We start from the raw sequence: 18,854 nt of genomic DNA, 5'->3' as shown, positions 1-18,854 counted from the left end.
TTGCAGCAACCCGTGTTTCACCCGTCTGGGTTTCGAGAGGAACACCAATGTGCACGTCAAATCTCCTGCGTGATCTTATTGAGTAAACCCATGCACTACGGATGGTGCGGCTGGGGCGGCCGATCAGTACAATTCGCCAAAATTCGAACGATCAATCATCCGAACACTGGCAAAGGTCGATTCGTTTCGTGCTTGGTCGAGCGCTGTCGGCGGTCTGGTCGATGACTGCCGCGTAGTCGCAAGCGTTGCCGGTATGCGACTCATTTCAGAGCCGGAACGTTCGTCGCTTGGTGGAACACCAAAGTACTCGCGATAGCATTTGGAGAAATGCGGTGTGGACACGAAACCGCATAGATATGCCAATTCTATGATCGACAATGACGTTTGCTTAAGCAGTTGTCGCGCTCGAATAAGGCGTAATCTCAAGTAGTAGCGTGACGGCGTACAGTTCAGATATTTCTGAAATAGCCGTTCTAGCTGTCGACGAGACAGATCACCGTATTCTGCGAGCTTATCCAGGTCGAGCGGCTCCTCAAGATTGGCTTCCATCAACGCGACGATCTCCTGCAGCTTGGGTTGATGAGTTCCTAGTACATGCCTAAGCGGGATGCGCTGATGGTCTTGTTCATTGCGGATGCGTTCGTAGACAAACATATCCGAAATGGCAGCAGACAATTCACGGCCATGATCGCGGCCGATCAGGTGCAACATCATGTCCATTGGCGCTGTTCCGCCGGAGCTTGTGAATCGGTTCCGGTCGAGGGTAAAGAGGCTCGCGCTGATGCTGACTCGCGGAAAAGCTTCCTGCATGGCCGCCAGACATTCCCAATGCACACTACACTCGTACCCGTCGAGTAGCCCTGCTTCGGCGAGCAACCAGCTACCGGTGCACACCGCTCCCAATCGCTTGGATTGACGCGCCAAAGCTCGCAGCCAGGTGACGTGCTCGCGAGTAATTGCACTCTGGATTCCAATACCACCGCACACGATGACGGTGTCCGCCACCAACGGATTGTTCCACGAACCATCCGGCGTAATCGGCACGCCATCACTGGCCCAGACAGGCTCTCCACCGGGGCTGAACGTATGCCAGCGATACAGCTCTCGCCCCGACAACTGATTGGCCATGCGCAGGGGTTCTACGGCGGACGCCAAGGACATCAACGTGAATTTATCCAGCAGCAGAAAACCAACTGATTGGGTAGTTGCACGGTCGGAAACGATAGAGTTCGATGACATCGGGGGTCATGTCCTCACAAAAAGCGATTACAGCCTGAGACGCAGGAGCTTGTACTACTCCTGGTCTTTGCGCGCGCAAGTATTAAATTCGACGTAAATGCCTTTGTGTTATCCCACCGATGTCGCTCTTGCAGCCTGTGCAGGCTGACGCGATGTCACAAGACCGATAAAGGAAATCGCCAGCGCCAGTCCAATAGTCGTGCTCACTTCGGTACGGTGTTCAGGGGTGGCCATCATCACAGCCAGTGCCGCGCAGATGAACACGATCACCAACCAGGTGAGCCACGGAAATAGCCACATGCGAAAGGTCAGCTCGATGTTCTGCCGACGCAACATCCGGCGCATGCGCAATTGCGAAACCGCAATGGCCAGGTACACCACCAGGGCAATCGCGCCGGAACTGGCCAGCAGGAACTCAAACAGCCCGGCGGGCATGAAGTAGCTCCATACTGTGATCCCTGCGCCCAGCACGGTGCTGGCGATGACTGCTGCTCGCGGCACGCCTTCGGAGGAGGTCGCCTTCAGCGCCTTTGGCGCATCGCCACGACGGCCCAGCGAGTACAGCATGCGCGAGGCAATGTAGATCGAGGAGTTCATGCAACTGGCCACCGCGATCAGCACCACCACGTCCACCATGAACTTGGCGTGGGGAATGTTCATGATTTCCAGTGCCCGCTGATAGGAGCCTACCTGGGCCAGCAGCGGATCGTTCCAAGGCACCACGGAGATGACCACGAAAATCGACAACAGGTAGAACACGCCGATGCGCCAGATCACCGAACGGGTGGCCTTGGCAATATTCTGCGACGGATTGTCGGATTCGGCGGCGGCGATGGTGACCGCTTCAGTACCAATGAAGCTGAACATGATGGTGATGAAAGCGCCGACTACCGCCGACAGTCCGTTGGGGGCAAATCCTCCATGCTCGGCCATCAGGCCGCTCAAACCGCTGACTTCCCGATCGGGAATCCAGCCCATCAATACGGCAAAACCCACGCCGATGAAACCGATGATCGCCACCACCTTGGCCATGGCGAACCAGAATTCGAATTCGCCGTACTTGGAGACACTGAACAGATTGGTGATGACCAACGCAATGATCGACACCAGGGCGAACAGCCAGGCATCGATCTGGGGGAACCACTGGTTCAGAACATGGCCGGCAGCCAGTGCTTCGATAGGGATCACCAGCACCCAGAACCACCAGTACAACCAACCGATGGTGAAGCCGGCCCAGCGACCTATTGCCTGGTCGGCATAGGTGGAAAACGAGCCTGTGTCCGGGTTCGCCACCGCCATTTCACCGAGCATGCGCATGACCAGGACGACGAGCAGGCCAGAGAAAAGATAGGCCAGCAGGACCGCCGGGCCAGCAGCGGCAATGGCATGTCCTGAGCCAACGAATAAACCGGCGCCGATGATACCGGCGATTGAGAGCATTGTTACGTGACGAGGCTTGAAGCCCTGCGCCAATTGGCCATTCGAATCCTTGGAGCTCGGGCTAACCATTGGTTATTTTCTCTGCTGATCGACATTTAAGCGAATTGATGCAAGCTACGAATCATCATTCGTTGCCTGTTGTCCCGTCCTGAGAACGGCACCCTTCAAACGCTGCAGTTCTTATCAAACCCATAATCGGGATGTGGATATTTAGATGAAAAGACGCGCCACCTTACCCGGCTTGTCCGACGATTCAGTAGCCTGTTCGCGCCACCCCCTTGCCTGATATCGACACGTACCGACTCGGAGTTCACAACTGAAACCAATTGGTCACAAACTGGGCTGTCGTGTTTATTTTGTTTTGATGGGTTCAATCTCGTTACATTTTGCATTAGTTGGTTACATTCATAGAATAAGTGGATCAATCCGATTCCTCTGCGAGTGCAGACCATGGCCATCAATTTCGACCTCAACGACTTGCAGGCCTTTCGTGCCGTGGTTGAGCAGGGCAGCTTTCGCAAGGCTGCCGACACGGTGCGCATTTCCCAGCCGGCCCTGAGCCGGCGCATTGAAAAACTCGAGGATGCCCTGGGCGTGAGGCTCTTTGAACGCACCACGCGCAAGGTCAGCCTGACCCAGGCCGGACGCGGTTTCATGCCGAGCGTGGAGCGCCTGCTGGACGATCTGGACGTCGCGTTGCTGGGCATCAGCGAAGTCGCCTCGACGCGCCTGGGCCATGTCACCGTCGCTTGCGTGCCGTCGGCGGCGTACTACTTCATGCCGCGGGTCGTCGCTCATTACCATCGGCAATTTCCACGGATCAAAGTCAAAGTGCTGGATTCCAGCGCCCACGAAGTGCTGAGTGCGGTCGTCAACGGCGAAGCGGATTTCGGCCTGAGTTTCATGGGCACGCAGGAAGCCGAAGTGGATTTCGAGCCACTGGTTCAGGAAAGTTATGTGGTGGCCTGTCGCCGCGACCATCCATTGGCCGGGCGCAGCAGCGTGACGTGGAATGAGTTCTATCAGCAAGATTACATCTCGCTGGATAAAACCTCGGGCAACCGTTTTTTACTGGATCAGGCATTGACCCGGGTGGTGCCGCAGCGGCCGAGCATCTGCGAAACCCGACATGTGACGACCATGATCGGCCTGGTGGAGGCGGGGCTCGGCGTGGCGGCGGTGCCGCTGATGGCAATGCCGGCAGCGGATCACCCGATTCTGACGCAGGTGCCGCTGACCGACCCACAGGTGATGCGCAGCGTCGGTTTGATCAAGCGCCGGGGCCGAACCCTGACCCCGGCTGCACTGGAACTGGAACGCCTGGTGGTGGAAATGAAAGTCCAGCCGCCGTCTGTCAGTGACTGACCGAATCCAGTCCGGTGGCTTTCACATCCGGCTGTGCCTGGGCTGATGCCAGATAGGCCAGCAACGCTTTGGCTTCGGCCGGGTGTTGCGCCCCCACCGGAATGCCGGCAGCGAATCGGGTCACCGATTGCACCGACTCCGGAATCTTCGCGACAAAACTCACCCCTGGCACTGGCAGCAATTCGCTCACCTGCTGAAAGCCCATTTGATAGTCGCCGGTGGCCACCACGGAACCCACGGGTATTTTCGGGACCATGGTCGACTTGGGCTTGAGCTGGTCTTCGATGCCCAGCCGTTTGAACAGCTGCTGTTCAATGTAGACGCCGCTGGCGCTGTCGGAATAGGCCACGGATCTGGCGTCGAGCAAGGTCTTTTTCAGGCCGTCGATGGAACTGATGTCCGGCTTCGGCGCCCCTTCGCGCACCACCAGGCCGATTCGCGAGTCTGCCAGCTCGACCCGTGAAGCCGGGTCGACCTTGCCTTGCTTGATCAGGTCGTCGAGGGCGTAGCCGACCATGATCACGACATCGGCCTGTTCACCGCGAGCCAGGCGATTGGGGATCGCTTCCGGGGCTTTGCCCATCGATGGGCCAAGATCGGTATGGAGAGTGTTGCCGGTGGCTGCGGCGAATTTCGGGCCGAGGATCTTATAGGCGGCGGTGAAACCGCCGGAGGTCATCACGCGGATCTCTTCAGCCTGGGCCAAGGTACTCAGCCCCAGGCTGAGAAGCAGGCTCAGGGCCGCAACGTTGAATAGCTTTTTCATCGTGTGTGTTCTCGAAGACGGGCTCAGGAAAGGGCGGGTTGCAGGCGACCGCTGGCGCGGCGATACAGGTACAACGTCGCGCACAACGCACAGAGCGCGGCGAAACTCATCCAGTAGCCGGGCGCAGCCTTGTCGCCGGTGTACTGAATCAGCAGGGTCGACATCGCCGGGGTGAATCCGCCAAACACGGCGGTGGCCAGGCTATACGCCAGGGAGAACCCGGCGACCCGCACGTGCACCGGCATGATTTCCGTCAGCGCCGGGATCATCGCGCCGTTGTACAAGCCATAAATGAACGACAACCACAGCAGCACCAGCAACATGTTGAGGAAGCTTGGTGCCTGTACCAGGTACGTCAGCGCCGGATAGGTGGTGGCCAATGCCAACAGGGCCATGGCGATCAGCACCGGGCGTCGGCCGATACGGTCGGACAACGCGCCGCCAATCGGCAGCCAGAAGAAGTTCGACACGCCTACCAGCAACGTCACCAGCAACGCATCGGATGTACTCAGGTGCAGTACGGTTTTGCCGAAGGTCGGCGCGTACACGGTGATCAGGTAAAACGCGGTGGTGGTCAAGGCGACCATCATCATGCCGGCGAATACGACCACCCAGTTCTGTGCCAGCGTACGCAATACCTCGCCCATGCCTGGACGGTGTTTACGAGCGGCGAACTCTTCGGTTTCTTCCAGGTTACGACGCAGCAGGAAGATGAACGGCACGATCATGCAGCCGACAAAAAACGGGATCCGCCAGCCCCAGTCGGCGACCATCGTTGGCGCCATCCATTGGTTCAGGCCGTAGCCCAGCGCAGCGGCGACCACGATTGCCACTTGCTGACTGGCTGACTGCCAACTGGTGAAAAAACCCTTGTTGCCGGGTGTGGCGATTTCCGAGAGATACACCGAGACGCCGCCCAGCTCCGCGCCCGCCGAAAACCCTTGCAGCAACCGTCCGATCAGGACAAGGGCCGGCGCGAACAAACCAATGGTTTCGTAGCCGGGCACCAGCACAATCAGGATCGTGCCGCTGGCCATGATCGACAAGGTCACGATCAGCCCTTTGCGCCGACCCACATCATCAATGTACGCACCCAGCAGCACCGCACCCAATGGACGCATCAAGAAGCCTGCGCCGAACACGGCAAAGGTCATCATCAAGGAAGCGAACTCGCTGCTGGCCGGGAAGAACACGGCCGCAATTTGCGTGGCATAGAAACCGAAAAGGAAAAAATCGAACTGTTCGAGGAAATTGCCCGAGGTGACCCGGAAAATGGCACTGGCGCGGGAGCGTCCGCGCGGAATTGAGGCTGTCATCGATAAGTACTCCACCGCTTTTATGACGTGCACTGCCTGTAGGCGGTGCACGGTTCTTATTGGGGCGGATAGTGGAACAGGGTGATTGATATGATAAGTGCGTTTTTGGCATGCATTGATGCGCAGGACGGATCAATGCTTTCGGGCACTCACTCCACCCGGCTGTGGCTCAACGCCTGATCACCCAATCGGTACTGATTGTTCCCGCTGCGCTTGGCCGCATACATCGCCAGATCGGCAACGTGGATCAACCGGTCCATGCTCGGTGCATGGTCGGGGAACACGGCCACGCCCAGGCTGGTGCCGATATGGCGCTGGTCGTTGCCGATGGTGACGGGCGGGGAGAGTTCGACGAAGATTTTCTGACAGATGCTGCGCGCTTCGTCTTGCAGGCAGCGGCCCTGAGGCAGCCCTTGAAGAATGACCACGAACTCATCGCCGCCGATGCGGGCGACGGTGTCGGTTGCGCGCAGGATCTTCTTGAGGCGGGTGGCGGTGGTAATCAGTACGCGGTCGCCGGCGGCGTGACCATAGTGGTCATTGATCGCCTTGAAGCCGTTGAGGTCGACGAACACCAGCGCCACCCGCGTATCGCTGATACGCGCCTGTTCCAGCGCTTCGGCCAGGCGCTCTTCGAGCACCAGCCGGTTGGGCAATCCCGTCAGCGGGTCAAAATGCGCCAGGTGTCGCAGGTAATTGGCGGAAGCCTTTTCTTCGGTGATGTCGCGTACCACGCCCATCATCTTGATCGTTTCGTCCTGCTCGTTCTTCACCACGTTGCCGGTCTCGCGCAACCAGCGGATGGTGCCGTCGGGCCAGACCACACGGTATTCCTCGTCGTGATTGTCACCGGTTTCCAGACAGCGCAGCTCGCCGGCCCGGACCCTGACCCGGTCATCCGGATGCACGCAGGCGCAGAACAAGGTGTAGGAGGGGGTCACTTCGCCGATCTTGAACCCGAACATGCCGTAGATCGCGTCTGACCAGTACAGCCTGTCGGTGTCGACATCCCAGTCCCAGGTGCCGATGCGGGCAAAGTACTGGCTGCGCTTGAAGCGCTCGGCGTCACCGTCCTGATGGATGTTCTGCCCTTCGGAGAGGCGGTCGATCAGCGTGCGACATTCGCTCAGTTGCTTGCGTAATGTGCGCTCGCGCCACAGCAGCACGATGATCAACGTGAGTATTACCAGGCCAAGGGCAGCAGGGGTCGAAACAAATATCATTCTGGGGTGGCCATCATGGCGATGTGAACCGTCCGGGGAGGTTTGTTTATCCTACTTCAGGACACTTCGGTAAACAGCTTTCAACGCCGCGCTTGACAGCAGCAAGGGTTGCCAATCGAGCGCGGATCTGGGAAAACGGCGCCGGTCAGGCCCTTTTCGGGCGAGAGAGCATACGAGTGAATCCAATGAATGACGAGCTTCAGGTAATCGATCTGCAACCGGGTGACGGTAAAGCGGCCGTCAAAGGCGCATTGATCACCACCCAATACCGTGGATGGCTGGAAGACGGCACGGAATTCGATTCTTCCTACAGCCGGGGCAAGCCTTTCCAGTGCGTGATCGGCACCGGTCGCGTGATCAAGGGCTGGGATCAGGGCCTCATGGGCATGCAGGTCGGTGGCAAGCGCAAGTTGCTGGTACCGGCGCATCTGGCTTATGGCGAGCGGAGCATGGGCAAGATCACGCCGAACTCGAACCTGATTTTCGAGATTGAATTGCTTGAAGTGCTGACGCGTGATGATTGACCGTGATGGTCTGGAAAGGCCGATAGTGGCCATCGACGAATACTCCGCCGTTGAATGGCTGGACCGGTCTTATCGGCACTGGACCGGCGAAAACCTGCCGGCGCCAAACTCGCTGAAGGGCGCCGAACGCCTGCACTGGCTGCACGCCCACGCGCCTTACAGTCTGCTGGCCCATGGCAGCGAAGCCGATCCCTGCTTCTTTTACGCCAATGAACAGGCGCTCACCTGCTTCAAATACCCCCGCGAGCAGTTTTTGGGCATGCCATCGCGCTTCAGTGCCTCGCCGCTGGACCGGGCCATGCGCCAGACCCTGCTCGAACAAGTCAGCGCCCGTGGCATCGCCCACGGCTACAGTGGTTATCGGGTGGACCGCCATGGGCATCCGTTCATGATTCACGAAGGCAAGGTCTGGACCCTGATTGACCGCGATGGCGTTCACCGTGGGCAGGCCGCGCTTTTCTGGCCGGATGCCGGGCGCGTGGGCCTGATCGATTGATCGATACAGCCGGTGGTACGAGCCGGCTCGTCACCGCGCCAATACACCTCTCTGAATAATTCTTGCGTCAACGCCTTGCCAACCCTCGGGCTATCGGTGACTATGCGCGCCAGATAGGGGTAGGGGGTATAGGTATGTCGCACATTCACGAACACAAAGATGACTTGCTCAAACGGGTGCGGCGCATCGCCGGCCAGGTCCAGGCCGTGGAGCGCGCGCTTGAATCGGATGCCGATTGCGCCAAGACGTTGCACTTGGTCGCGGCCATCCGCGGGGCGGTCAACGGGTTGCTGGAACAGTTCATCGACGCCCACGCCCGTGAGCACGTCGCACATCCGGGACTCAGTGACGAAGCCCGTGCCGAAGGTCTGGAAGACTTGTTGCAAGCCATTCGTCGTTATTCGAAATAGAGATCTGTAACCATGACACTGACACCACAGGCTGCGCGCTTTTCTCACGACCATGTGTTTCTGGGCGCCTCCCATGACGACAATGCCCGCCGCACCCTATGGGTGGTGGTGCTGACGTTTGTAATGATGATCGGCGAAATTGCCGCCGGCTACATCACCGGTTCGATGGCGTTGCTGGCCGACGGCTTTCATATGGCAACCCATGCCGTAGCCCTGGGCATCGCCGCGGCGGCTTATGGCTTCGCTCGCCGACACGCCAACAACGCGCGTTACAGCTTTGGTACCGGCAAGGTCGGGGATCTGGCCGGGTTTGCCTCGGCCATGGTGCTGGGGCTGGTATCGATCGGCATTGCGGGTGAATCCATCCTGCGCCTGTTCCAGCCGACGACCGTGGCCTTCACCGAGGCGACAGTGATTGCGGTGGTGGGGCTGGTGGTGAACATCGTCAGTGCCTTCCTGCTGGCGGGCGATCACGGTCACCACGATCACGGGCACAGCCATGACCACGGCCATCATCACCATCATGACAGCAACCTGCGCTCGGCTTACGTGCATGTACTGGCCGACGCCCTGACCTCGATCCTGGCGATTGCCGCCTTGCTGGCGGGGCGCTATCTGGGCTGGGTCTGGCTCGACCCGGTGATGGGGATTGTCGGCGCGATCGTGATTGCGAAATGGGCGCTCGGATTGATGCGCGACAGCGCCGCCGTACTACTGGACGCCACGGACGAACACGTCGCTGAGGAAATTCGCGAGTTGCTTGAGTCTTCAGACGATGTGCGCATCAGCGACCTGCATGTCTGGCAGGTCGGCCCGCAGGCACGGGCGGCGATCGTCAGTGTCGTGGCGGCGGCGAACATCAGCGCCGACACCATCCGCGAACGCCTGGCGCCGGTGCATGAACTGTCCCACCTGACGGTAGAACTGCGCAGCGTTTAACCAGGTAACACGCGTTATCGTTGACGACCATCGCCAGCAGGCTGGCTCCCACAGGGCAGCGCGTGTGCCAGCAAATAACGAGTTCGAGCGTTAGCTCGCCTTGTCGAACGAAAGACGCAAAACACGCTTAAAACAAAGCCCCCCATCGGCAGGCCGATGGGGGGCTTTTGTGCATCTGGCGTCAGGTCAGACCTTGACAATCCAGCCTGCTGGCGCTTCGATGTCGCCGGTTTGCACGCCGGTCAACTCTTTGTAGAGCTTCTGGGTGATCGGGCCGACTTCGGTTTCGCTGTGGAACACATGCAGGTGGTCGTTGTAGCTGATTCCGCCGATCGGCGTGATCACCGCAGCAGTACCGCAGGCACCGGCTTCCTTGAAGTCCGACAGCTTGTCGATGAACACGTCGCCTTCGACAACTTCCAGGCCCAGGCGGGTTTTCGCCAGTTCGATCAGCGACAGACGGGTGATGCCCGGCAGCACGGATGGCGAGTTCGGGGTCACGAACTTGTTGTCGTGGGTGATCCCGAAGAAGTTGGCCGAACCGACTTCCTCGATCTTCTTGTGGGTCATTGGATCCAGGTAGATCGCGTCGGCGAAATGCGCCTTCTTGGCCTGGGAGCCCGGCATCAGGCTGGCCGCGTAGTTGCCACCGACCTTGGCCGCACCGGTACCTTGCGGGGCGGCGCGGTCGTAGCTGGAGATCAGGAAGTTATGCGGGGTCAGGCCACCCTTGAAGTAGGCGCCTACCGGGATGCAGAAGATCGAGAAGATGAACTCGGGTGCGGTACGCACGCCGATGTTGTCGCCGACGCCGATCACGAACGGACGCAGGTACAGCGCGCCGCCGGTGCCGTAAGGCGGAATGAAACGCTCGTTGGCGCGAACCACTTCCTTGCACGCTTCGATGAACTGCTCGGTGGACACGTGCGGCATCAGCAGGCGGGCGCAACTGCGTTGCATGCGCGCGGCGTTCTGGTCCGGACGGAACAGGTTGATCGAGCCGTCCTTGCAACGATAGGCCTTCAGGCCTTCGAAACATTGCTGGCCATAGTGAAGGGCCGTGGAGCCTTCGCTGATGTGCAGCACGTTGTCTTCGGTCAGGGTGCCTTTGTCCCACTCGCCATTACGCCAGTGCGACAGATAGCGCTTGTCGGTCTTGATGTAGTCAAAACCCAGCTTGTCCCAATTGATGCTCTCGTTACCCATGACACCCTCTATCACTTAACAACCGCCGAAACGGTTCAAGGCTTCTGACGTTTTTCCGGATGGGCACAACAATACTTCATTCCGGGCCGGTTTCGCAGCCCGGACGATGGGGGGATAGGCAAAAATCGTAGCTTGCTTATTAAACTCCCATTGTTCTCGCATGTTTCACCCCCTTTTGTAGCGAGGGAGCTTGCTCCCGCTCCAGTGCGCAGCACTGGTAAAAACTGCCACTGTGGTGCATCAGATGTTCCGCAGTGGCAGGTTTGGGGCCGCTTCGCAGCCCAACGGGAGCAAGCTCCCTCGCCACAGGGGGCGCATTTACAAATGCAACGCGTGCCCCAGCGCCCGCAATGCCGCTTCCTGCACCGCCTCGCCCAGCGTCGGGTGCGCATGAATCGTGCCGCCGATGTCCTCCAGTTGCGCGCCCATCTCCAGGCTTTGCGCAAAGGCCGTGGACAACTCGGACACCCCGACGCCTACCGCCTGCCAACCGACAATCACATGATTGTCGCGACGGGCAACCACGCGCACGAAGCCGCTTTTCGACTCCAGGGTCATCGCCCGGCCATTGGCGGCGAACGGGAAGCTGGAAACGATGCAGTCCAGTCCGGCAGCCTTGGCTTCGTCCGGCGTCTGGCCGACCACCACCAATTCCGGGTCGGTGAAGCACACCGCAGCGATGGCCGTCGGGTTGAACTCGCGGGACTTGCCGCTGATCAGCTCGGCGACCATCTCGCCCTGGGCCATGGCCCGGTGCGCGAGCATCGGTTCGCCGCTGAGGTCGCCGATGGCGTAGACGTTACGCATGCTGGTCTGGCAGCGGTTGTCGATCTTGATCGACGAGCCGTTCATCGCGAGGTCCAGCGCTTCAAGGTTCCAGCCCTGGGTGTTCGGCTTGCGGCCGACGGCCACCAGTACCTGATCGGTTTCCAGGTTCAGGGTGTCGCCGTTGGGGGCCAGAGCTTGCAGGGTATTTGCTTTGGAATCAAAGCCTTGAACGCTGTGCTTCAAGTAAAGCTTCACGCCGAGCTTTTTCAGTTCTTCGTGCACCGGCTGGGTCAGTTCGGCGTCGTAGGCCGGCAGAATCCGCTCCTGCGCCTCGACCACGCTCACCTCGGCACCGAGCTTGCGATAAGCGATGCCCAGTTCCAGGCCGATGTAACCGCCACCGACCACAATCAGCCGTTTCGGTATCGATTTCGGTGCCAGGGCTTCGGTGGACGAAATGATCGGCCCGCCAATTGGCAGCATCGGCAGGTTAACGCTCTTCGAACCCGTGGCCAGCACCAGGTGCTCACATTGAATGCGGGTGTCGCCGACTTCGACGGTCTTGCCGTCGATGACCTTGGCCCAGCCTTGAATGACCTGGACCTTGTTCTTTTTCAGCAGCGCGGCGACGCCGGTGGTCAGGCGATCAACGATGCCGTCCTTCCACTCGACGCTCTTGCCGATGTCCAGGGTCGGCGCCGACACGCTGATGCCCAGGGCCGAATGCTGGCTGTGCTGTTGCGTCTGGTGAAACTGCTCGGCGACGTGGATCAGTGCCTTGGATGGAATGCAGCCGATGTTCAGGCAGGTGCCGCCCAGGGATTGCCCTTCTACCAGAATGGTCGCGATGCCCAACTGGCCGGCACGGATCGCCGTCACGTAACCGCCGGGGCCGCCGCCGATGATCAGCAGCGTGGTGTTCAGAGTTTGCATGACTTACTCCACAAACAGGGTGGCGGGTTGTTCGAGCAGGCCACGCACGGCCTGGATGAATTGCGCCGCGTCCATGCCGTCGACCACGCGGTGATCGAAGGAGCTGGAGAGGTTCATCATCTTGCGAATCACGATCTGGCCTTTGATCACCATTGGCCGTTCGACGATTTTGTTCACGCCGACAATCGCCACTTCCGGCAGGTTCAGCACCGGCGTACTGACGATGCCGCCCAACGCGCCGAGGCTGGTCAGGGTGATGCTCGAACCGGACAGTTCATCGCGGCTGGCCTTGCCATTGCGTGCGGCCGTGGCCAGACGGGCGATTTCTGCCGCGCTGTCCCACAGACTGCGGGCTTCGGCGTGGCGCACCACCGGGACCATCAAGCCGATGTCGGCCTGGGTGGCGATCCCCACATGCACCGCGCCGAGGCGGGTGATGACCTGGGCTTCGTCGTCGTAACGGGCGTTGATTTGCGGGAAGTCGCGCAGGGCAACGACCAGGGCGCGGACCAGGAAGGGCAGCAAGGTCAGCTTGCCGCGAGTGGCGCCGTGTTTTTCGTTGAGGTGCGCGCGCAGCTCTTCCACGGCGGTGACGTCGATTTCTTCGACGTAGCTGAAATGCGCGGCGCGTTGCGTGGCGTCCTGCATGCGCTGGGCGATCTTGCGGCGCATGCCGATCACCGGGATCTGCTGTTCATCGTTGCGCTGGGCGTAAGCGCTGCTGACGCTCGACGCATTCGACTGGCCCTGGGCCAGGTAGGTCTCGAGGTCTTCGTGCAACACCCGACCGGCCGGGCCGGTGCCGCGTACCAGACGCAACTGGATGCCCAGGTCCAGCGCATGCTTGCGCACGGCCGGGGACGCCAACGGACGCTCATTCGCTTCACGGGCCACCATCGGGCCCTGGCACACGGCCGGGCGTGGCGCCGCGGCTGCGACTGGTTTGCTTTCGACCACGGCTTCCACTTTCGGGGCTGCAACCGCTGCTTCTTTGACAGGGGCCGCTGGCTGAGCCGACTCTTTAACGTTGCCCGCACCTTCGACTTCAATGCTGATCAGCACACTGCCGACCGCCATGACTTCGCCCGGTTGACCGCCAAGGGCGATGACTTTGCCATGCACCGGCGACGGGATATCGACCATCGCCTTGTCGGTCATGACATCGGCCAGCACCTGATCTTCGACGACCATGTCGCCGACCTTGACGTGCCATACCGACAATTCAACTTCTGCAATGCCTTCGCCAATGTCCGGCATTTTAATGACGTGCGTGCCCATTCAGACCTCCATGACCCGTTTCAAAGCCGCGCCCACTCGGGACGGACCAGGGAAATACGCCCACTCCTGCGCGTGCGGGTAGGGGGTGTCCCAACCGGTGACGCGTTCGATCGGCGCTTCCAGGTGGTGGAAGCAGTGCTCTTGCACCAGCGCTGTCAGTTCGGCACCGAAACCGCAAGTACGGGTGGCTTCGTGAACGATCACGCAGCGCCCGGTTTTCTTCACCGACTTGACGATGGTTTCCAGGTCCAGCGGCCACAGGCTGCGCAGGTCGATGACTTCGGCATCCACGCCGCTTTCTTCGGCGGCGACCAGCGACACGTACACCGTGGTGCCGTAGGTCAGAACGGTGACATCCTTGCCCGGACGGGCGATGGCGGCCACGTCCAGCGGCACGGTGTAGTAGCCGTCCGGAACCTGAGCGGCGGGGTGTTTCGACCAAGGGGTCACCGGACGGTCGTGGTGGCCATCGAACGGGCCGTTGTACAGGCGCTTGGGCTCAAGGAAGATCACCGGGTCATCGTTTTCGATGGAGGCGATCAACAGGCCCTTGGCATCGTAGGGGTTGGATGGCATGACGGTGCGCAGGCCGCACACTTGAGTGAACAGTGCTTCGATGCTCTGGCTGTGGGTCTGGCCGCCGTAGATGCCGCCGCCGCAGGGCATGCGCAGGGTCAGCGGCGCGGTGAACTCGCCGGCCGAGCGATAACGCAGGCGGGCGGCTTCGGAAATGATCTGGTCGTAGGCCGGGTAGACGTAGTCGGCGAACTGGATCTCCACCACCGGACGCAGTCCGTAGGCGCCCATGCCCACGGCAGTACCGACGATACCGCTCTCGGAGATCGGCGCATCGAACACCCGCGAGGTGCCGTACTTGGCCTGCAGGCCTTCGGTGCAACGGAACACGCCACCGAAGTAGCCGACGTCCTGGCCGAACACCACGACATTGTCGTCACGTTCGAGCATCACATCCATGGCCGAGCGCAGGGCCTGGATCATGGTCATGGTGGTCGTGGTCATGGCGGTGTCCAACTGAATATTGTTGTTGTGATCGTTCATGTCAGATCCCCAGTTGCTGACGCTGGCGCTTCAAGTGCTCCGGCATCTCTTTGTAGACGTCTTCGAACATGGTCGCGGCGCTCGGAATCTGGCCACCGGCGAGGGTGCCGTACTGTTCGGCTTCCTTCTGCGCGGCGATCACTTCGGCTTCCAGTTCGGCGCTGACCGCGGCGTGTTCCTCTTCGGACCAGTGGCCGACCTTGATCAGGTGTTGCTTGAGGCGCGCGATCGGGTCGCCCAACGGGAAGTGGCTCCAGTCGTCGGCAGGGCGGTATTTGGACGGATCGTCGGAGGTCGAGTGCGGGCCGGCACGGTAGGTGACCCATTCGATCATGGTCGGGCCGAGGTTGCGGCGGGCGCGTTCGGCAGCCCAGGCAGAAGCGGCGTAGACCGCATAGAAATCGTTGCCATCGACCCGCAGCGAGGCGATGCCGCAACCCACGCCACGACCGGCGAAGGTGGTCGCTTCGCCACCGGCGATGGCCTGGAAGGTGGAGATCGCCCACTGGTTGTTGACCACGTTGAGGATCACCGGCGCGCGGTACACATGGGCGAAGGTCAGGGCAGTGTGGAAGTCCGATTCGGCGGTGGCGCCGTCGCCGATCCACGCGGAGGCGATTTTGGTGTCGCCCTTGATCGCCGAGGCCATGCCCCAGCCCACCGCTTGCACGAACTGGGTGGCGAGGTTGCCGGAGATGGTGAAGAAACCCGCGTCCTTGACCGAGTACATGATCGGCAACTGACGGCCCTTGAGCGGATCGCGCTCGTTGGACAGCAGTTGGCAGATCAGGCCCACCAGCGGCACTTCGCGGGCCATCAGGATGCTTTGCTGACGGTAGGTCGGGAAGCACATGTCGTCGATGTTCAACGCCAGGGCCTGGCCGCTGCCGATGGCTTCTTCGCCGAGGCTCTGCATGTAGAACGACATTTTCTTCTGGCGCTGGGCGACCACCATTCGGTTGTCATAGATCCGCGTCTTGAGCATGGCGCGCATGCCTTTGCGCAGGATCTCGACCGGCACGCCTTCAGCCCATGGGCCGAGGGCATTGCCCTGGTCGTCGAGCACGCGAATCAGGCCCTTTGCCAGATCGGCGGTATCGGCGGGTTCAACGTCAATGGAGGGTTTGCGCACCGTGCCGGCGTCGGTCAGACGCAGGTAGGAGAAGTCGGTTTTGCAGCCGGGACGGCCCGAAGGTTCGGGAACGTGCAGACGCAGCGGTTCGTACGCTTGGTTCATGGCTTCTACGCTCGATCTTGTGAATTTCTTGTAGTGAGCTGACAGATTTCGTTCTTGTAGAAGAAATTTTGTCCTACAAACATCATAGGCCCGGCCAAGAAGAATATTTCTCTCTGTTTCGTTGCGCTCAAGATCATTTACAGATAAAAAATCTGCATAAACATAAAAAACAGGTGGTTTTGTCTCATGCGCAAACTGGACCGTACCGATATCGGCATTCTCAACAGCCTTCAGGAGAACGCGCGGATCACCAATGCCGACCTCGCACGCTCGGTGAACCTCTCGCCGACCCCCTGTTTCAACCGGGTCAAGGCGATGGAGGAACTGGGTCTGATTCGCGAGCAAGTGACCCTGCTCGATGCCGACCTGCTGGGGCTGCACGTGAACGTGTTCATCCATGTCAGCCTGGAAAAGCAGGTGGAGGAGGCGTTGCAGCATTTCGAAGAGGCGATTTCCGATCGCCCGGAAGTCATGGAGTGCTACCTGATGGCGGGCGACCCGGATTATCTGATCCGCGTGCTGGTACCGACCATCCAGTCGCTGGAGCGCTTCATGATGGACTTTCTGACCAAGGTGCCGGGGGTGGCGAATATCCGTTCGAGCTTTGCGCTCAAGCAGGTGCGCTACAAGACCGCGCTGCCGTTGCCGGCCAACGGGTTGACCCTGGGCACCTGAACAACCGAAAACGTCCGCAGACACCCACAACCCCTGTGGGAGCGTGGCTTGCCCGCGATGGCGTCTGCACAGTCAACATCAACGTCGCCTGACACACCGCCATCGCCGAAAAGCCATGCACCTGCAGTCAGAGTTTATTCAGCGGGATTTTCAGGTAGACCACGCCATTGTCTTCCGCCGGCGGCATGTTCCCCGCCCGCACATTCACCTGGATCGCCGGCAGCAACAGCGTCGGCATGCCCAACCCGGCGTCACGGTGGGTGCGCATGGCGACGAAGGTGCCTTCGTCGATGCCGTCATGCACATGGATATTGCTTTTTCGTTGTTCGCCAACGGTGGTCTGGCATTGCGCTTGCCGACCTTCCGGCGGGTAGTCGTGGCAGACGTAAAGTTTCACATCGGCCGGGAAGGCCAGCAGTTTCTGGATCGAAGCGTACAGGTGATGAGCGTTGCCGCCGGGGAAGTCGCAACGGGCGGTGCCCACGTCCGGCATGAACAGCGTATCGCCCACCAGGATCTGCTCGCCGTCGATGAGATAGGCCATGTCCGCCGGGGTGTGGCCAGGAACATGCAGCGCGGTGGCCTTGAGGTTGCCGATGTTGAAGGACTCGTCCGGGGCGAACAGATGGTCGAACTGCGAACCGTCCACGCAGAACTCCGGTTCAAGATTGAACAGTGCCTTGAACACGTTCTGGACCTTGCTGATTGACGCGCCGATGGCAATCTTGCCGCCCAGTTCCCGACGCAAATAGGGCGCGGCCGACAGGTGGTCGGCATGGGCGTGGGTTTCCAGCAGCCATTGCACCTGCAACTGATGTTGGCGAACGAAAGCGATGATCCGGTCGGCCTGGGTGGTGGCGGTGCGCCCGGCGGCCGGGTCGTAGTCGAGCACCGGGTCGACGATTGCGCACTGGCTGCCATCGGCTTCGTAGATCACGTAACTGTAGGTCGACGAGGCAGGGTCGAGGAAGGCTTCAATCAAGGCGGGCATGGGGGCGGTTTCTGTTTGGTAGAGCATTGAGGGTAGTTTCATTCTCACCGGGTTGACCAGCCCCGAGTCGAATCCATGCGGTAAAAAAGCCGTGCGGGCTCTATCCTGTCACTCAATCGATACCGGGCGTTCCCGGCTTTTTCCGTGGATCATGAGTGTTTTATGGGGCTGGCGAGTTTTTTTGGGGTGGTGATGGGATTGGTGCTCGGCTTGACCGGTGCCGGCGGCGGGATTCTTGCGGTTCCCGCGCTGGTACTGGGGCTGGGCTGGAGCATGACCCAGGCCGCGCCCGTCGCGCTGTTTGCGGTGGGCAGCGCGGCAGCGGTCGGGGCGCTTGATGGTTTGCGCCATGGCCTGGTGCGTTACCGCGCCGCCCTGCTGATTGCCCTGCTGGGGGCGGTCTTTTCGCCGGTCGGGATCTATTTCGCCCATCAGATGCCGGAAAAAATCCTGATGATCCTGTTCAGCCTGCTGATGGTCATGGTGGCCGGACGGATGTTGCGTCGTGAGCGCCAGGAAGAGGGCCCGAGCGATCACGGTCACGCCAACTGGGGCCAGAAAAACTGCATGCTCGACCAGCACACCGGGCGGTTTTCCTGGACCGCCAAGTGCACCGCGACCCTCGCGGCCCTCGGCGCAGTGACCGGTGTGGTCTCGGGTCTGTTGGGCGTGGGGGGCGGATTCCTGATTGTCCCGGCCTTCAAGCAACTGACCGATGTGCAGATGCGCGGAATCATCGCCACCTCTTTGATGGTGATCAGCCTGATCTCGGCCATCGGCGTGATCGGCGCCTTGCATGCCGGGGTTCGCATCGATGGTCTGGGCTATGCGTTCATTGCCTCGAGCATCGTCGGCATGATCATCGGCCGAAAACTCAGCGCACGGGTGCCCGCCCGGGCATTGCAGGTGGGCTTTGCCAGCATCTGCCTGGTGGTCGCGGCCTACATGCTTTTGAAGGCAGCCATGTAGCCGGGGCCTGTGGCGCGCAG

Annotated in this window: 18 protein-coding genes; 7 read left to right on the top strand and 11 right to left on the bottom strand. The window is 60.4% G+C overall.

Annotated features, from left to right (window positions below):
- Positions 1 to 123: 123 nt before the first annotated feature.
- Entirely contained in the window at positions 124 to 1,239 is a 1,116-nt protein-coding gene (gene gbdR / locus F7R06_RS07745; protein ID WP_090320556.1) for a choline metabolism transcriptional regulator GbdR, read from the bottom strand.
- 108 nt (positions 1,240 to 1,347) lie between these two features.
- Positions 1,348 to 2,748, bottom strand: a complete 1,401-nt coding sequence (gene gabP / locus F7R06_RS07740; RefSeq protein ID WP_090320559.1) for a GABA permease — start codon at positions 2,746 to 2,748, stop codon at positions 1,348 to 1,350.
- Between the two features lie 381 nt (positions 2,749 to 3,129).
- Between gabP and F7R06_RS07735 the strand changes: the two genes are divergently transcribed.
- The gene (locus F7R06_RS07735; RefSeq protein WP_090327277.1) at positions 3,130 to 4,044 is read left to right on the top strand and encodes a LysR family transcriptional regulator; all 915 of its coding nucleotides are present in this window, start codon (positions 3,130 to 3,132) and stop codon (positions 4,042 to 4,044) included.
- On the opposite strand, the gene F7R06_RS07730 is transcribed toward F7R06_RS07735, so the two are convergent.
- From F7R06_RS07730 to F7R06_RS07720, 3 genes are all read right to left on the bottom strand, one after another.
- Complete coding sequence (locus tag F7R06_RS07730; protein ID WP_090320562.1) at positions 4,034 to 4,810, bottom strand: substrate-binding domain-containing protein; 777 nt, start codon at positions 4,808 to 4,810, stop codon at positions 4,034 to 4,036. The genes F7R06_RS07735 and F7R06_RS07730 overlap by 11 nt on opposite strands.
- A gap of 23 nt (positions 4,811 to 4,833) precedes the next feature.
- Complete coding sequence (gene tcuC, locus F7R06_RS07725) at positions 4,834 to 6,126, bottom strand: MFS transporter (protein ID WP_090320565.1); 1,293 nt, start codon at positions 6,124 to 6,126, stop codon at positions 4,834 to 4,836.
- Positions 6,127 to 6,275: 149 nt separating this feature from the next.
- Positions 6,276 to 7,349: a sensor domain-containing diguanylate cyclase gene (locus F7R06_RS07720; RefSeq protein WP_090320568.1), complete on the bottom strand. Its 1,074-nt coding sequence runs from the start codon at positions 7,347 to 7,349 to the stop codon at positions 6,276 to 6,278.
- A 185-nt stretch (positions 7,350 to 7,534) separates the two neighbouring features.
- Between F7R06_RS07720 and F7R06_RS07715 the strand changes: the two genes are divergently transcribed.
- The 4 genes from F7R06_RS07715 (at position 7,535) to dmeF (ending at position 9,718) form a co-directional block, all read left to right on the top strand.
- Complete coding sequence (locus F7R06_RS07715) at positions 7,535 to 7,873, top strand: FKBP-type peptidyl-prolyl cis-trans isomerase (RefSeq protein ID WP_090320571.1); 339 nt, start codon at positions 7,535 to 7,537, stop codon at positions 7,871 to 7,873.
- A complete protein-coding gene (locus tag F7R06_RS07710; RefSeq protein WP_162842369.1) occupies positions 7,866 to 8,369 on the top strand; it encodes an MEKHLA domain-containing protein in 504 nt (167 codons plus the stop codon). The genes F7R06_RS07715 and F7R06_RS07710 overlap by 8 nt, the downstream gene beginning before the upstream one ends.
- Before the next feature lie 134 nt (positions 8,370 to 8,503).
- Positions 8,504 to 8,779 carry a metal/formaldehyde-sensitive transcriptional repressor gene (locus F7R06_RS07705; RefSeq protein ID WP_047528162.1) on the top strand — a complete coding sequence of 92 codons (276 nt, stop codon included), beginning with the start codon at positions 8,504 to 8,506 and terminating at the stop codon, positions 8,777 to 8,779.
- Between the two features lie 12 nt (positions 8,780 to 8,791).
- Positions 8,792 to 9,718: a CDF family Co(II)/Ni(II) efflux transporter DmeF gene (gene dmeF, locus F7R06_RS07700; protein WP_090320574.1), complete on the top strand. Its 927-nt coding sequence runs from the start codon at positions 8,792 to 8,794 to the stop codon at positions 9,716 to 9,718.
- Positions 9,719 to 9,904: 186 nt separating this feature from the next.
- Here dmeF and F7R06_RS07695 read toward each other — a convergent pair whose 3' ends face one another.
- The 5 genes from F7R06_RS07695 to F7R06_RS07675 form a co-directional block, all read right to left on the bottom strand.
- Positions 9,905 to 10,924 (bottom strand): branched-chain amino acid aminotransferase, encoded by a 1,020-nt coding sequence (locus F7R06_RS07695; protein WP_090320577.1) that lies wholly within the window; start codon positions 10,922 to 10,924, stop codon positions 9,905 to 9,907.
- Between the two features lie 318 nt (positions 10,925 to 11,242).
- On the bottom strand, positions 11,243 to 12,625 hold the full coding sequence (gene lpdA / locus F7R06_RS07690; RefSeq protein WP_090320580.1) for a dihydrolipoyl dehydrogenase: 1,383 nt from the start codon (positions 12,623 to 12,625) through the stop codon (positions 11,243 to 11,245).
- A 3-nt stretch (positions 12,626 to 12,628) separates the two neighbouring features.
- On the bottom strand, positions 12,629 to 13,903 hold the full coding sequence (locus F7R06_RS07685) for a dihydrolipoamide acetyltransferase family protein (RefSeq protein WP_090320583.1): 1,275 nt from the start codon (positions 13,901 to 13,903) through the stop codon (positions 12,629 to 12,631).
- On the bottom strand, positions 13,904 to 14,962 hold the full coding sequence (locus F7R06_RS07680) for an alpha-ketoacid dehydrogenase subunit beta (RefSeq protein WP_090320586.1): 1,059 nt from the start codon (positions 14,960 to 14,962) through the stop codon (positions 13,904 to 13,906).
- A 1-nt stretch (position 14,963) separates the two neighbouring features.
- Positions 14,964 to 16,199: a 3-methyl-2-oxobutanoate dehydrogenase (2-methylpropanoyl-transferring) subunit alpha gene (locus tag F7R06_RS07675; RefSeq protein WP_090320589.1), complete on the bottom strand. Its 1,236-nt coding sequence runs from the start codon at positions 16,197 to 16,199 to the stop codon at positions 14,964 to 14,966.
- A gap of 186 nt (positions 16,200 to 16,385) precedes the next feature.
- Here F7R06_RS07675 and bkdR point away from each other — a divergent pair, with 186 nt between their 5' ends.
- A complete protein-coding gene (gene bkdR / locus F7R06_RS07670; protein WP_008059350.1) occupies positions 16,386 to 16,874 on the top strand; it encodes a Bkd operon transcriptional regulator BkdR in 489 nt (162 codons plus the stop codon).
- Positions 16,875 to 17,001: 127 nt separating this feature from the next.
- Here bkdR and F7R06_RS07665 read toward each other — a convergent pair whose 3' ends face one another.
- Positions 17,002 to 17,865 carry an MBL fold metallo-hydrolase gene (locus F7R06_RS07665; RefSeq protein WP_090327281.1) on the bottom strand — a complete coding sequence of 288 codons (864 nt, stop codon included), beginning with the start codon at positions 17,863 to 17,865 and terminating at the stop codon, positions 17,002 to 17,004.
- Positions 17,866 to 18,027: 162 nt separating this feature from the next.
- On the opposite strand from F7R06_RS07665, the gene F7R06_RS07660 reads away from it, so the two are divergent.
- Entirely contained in the window at positions 18,028 to 18,834 is an 807-nt protein-coding gene (locus F7R06_RS07660; protein WP_090320594.1) for a sulfite exporter TauE/SafE family protein, read from the top strand.
- The last annotated feature ends 20 nt before the right edge of the window (positions 18,835 to 18,854 follow it).

The sequence above is a fragment of the Pseudomonas moorei genome (assembly GCF_008801475.1).
Taxonomy (GTDB): domain Bacteria; phylum Pseudomonadota; class Gammaproteobacteria; order Pseudomonadales; family Pseudomonadaceae; genus Aquipseudomonas; species Aquipseudomonas moorei.
Note: the sequence above shows the minus strand (reverse complement) of the source record. Positions and strands in the feature narration are given on the sequence as shown.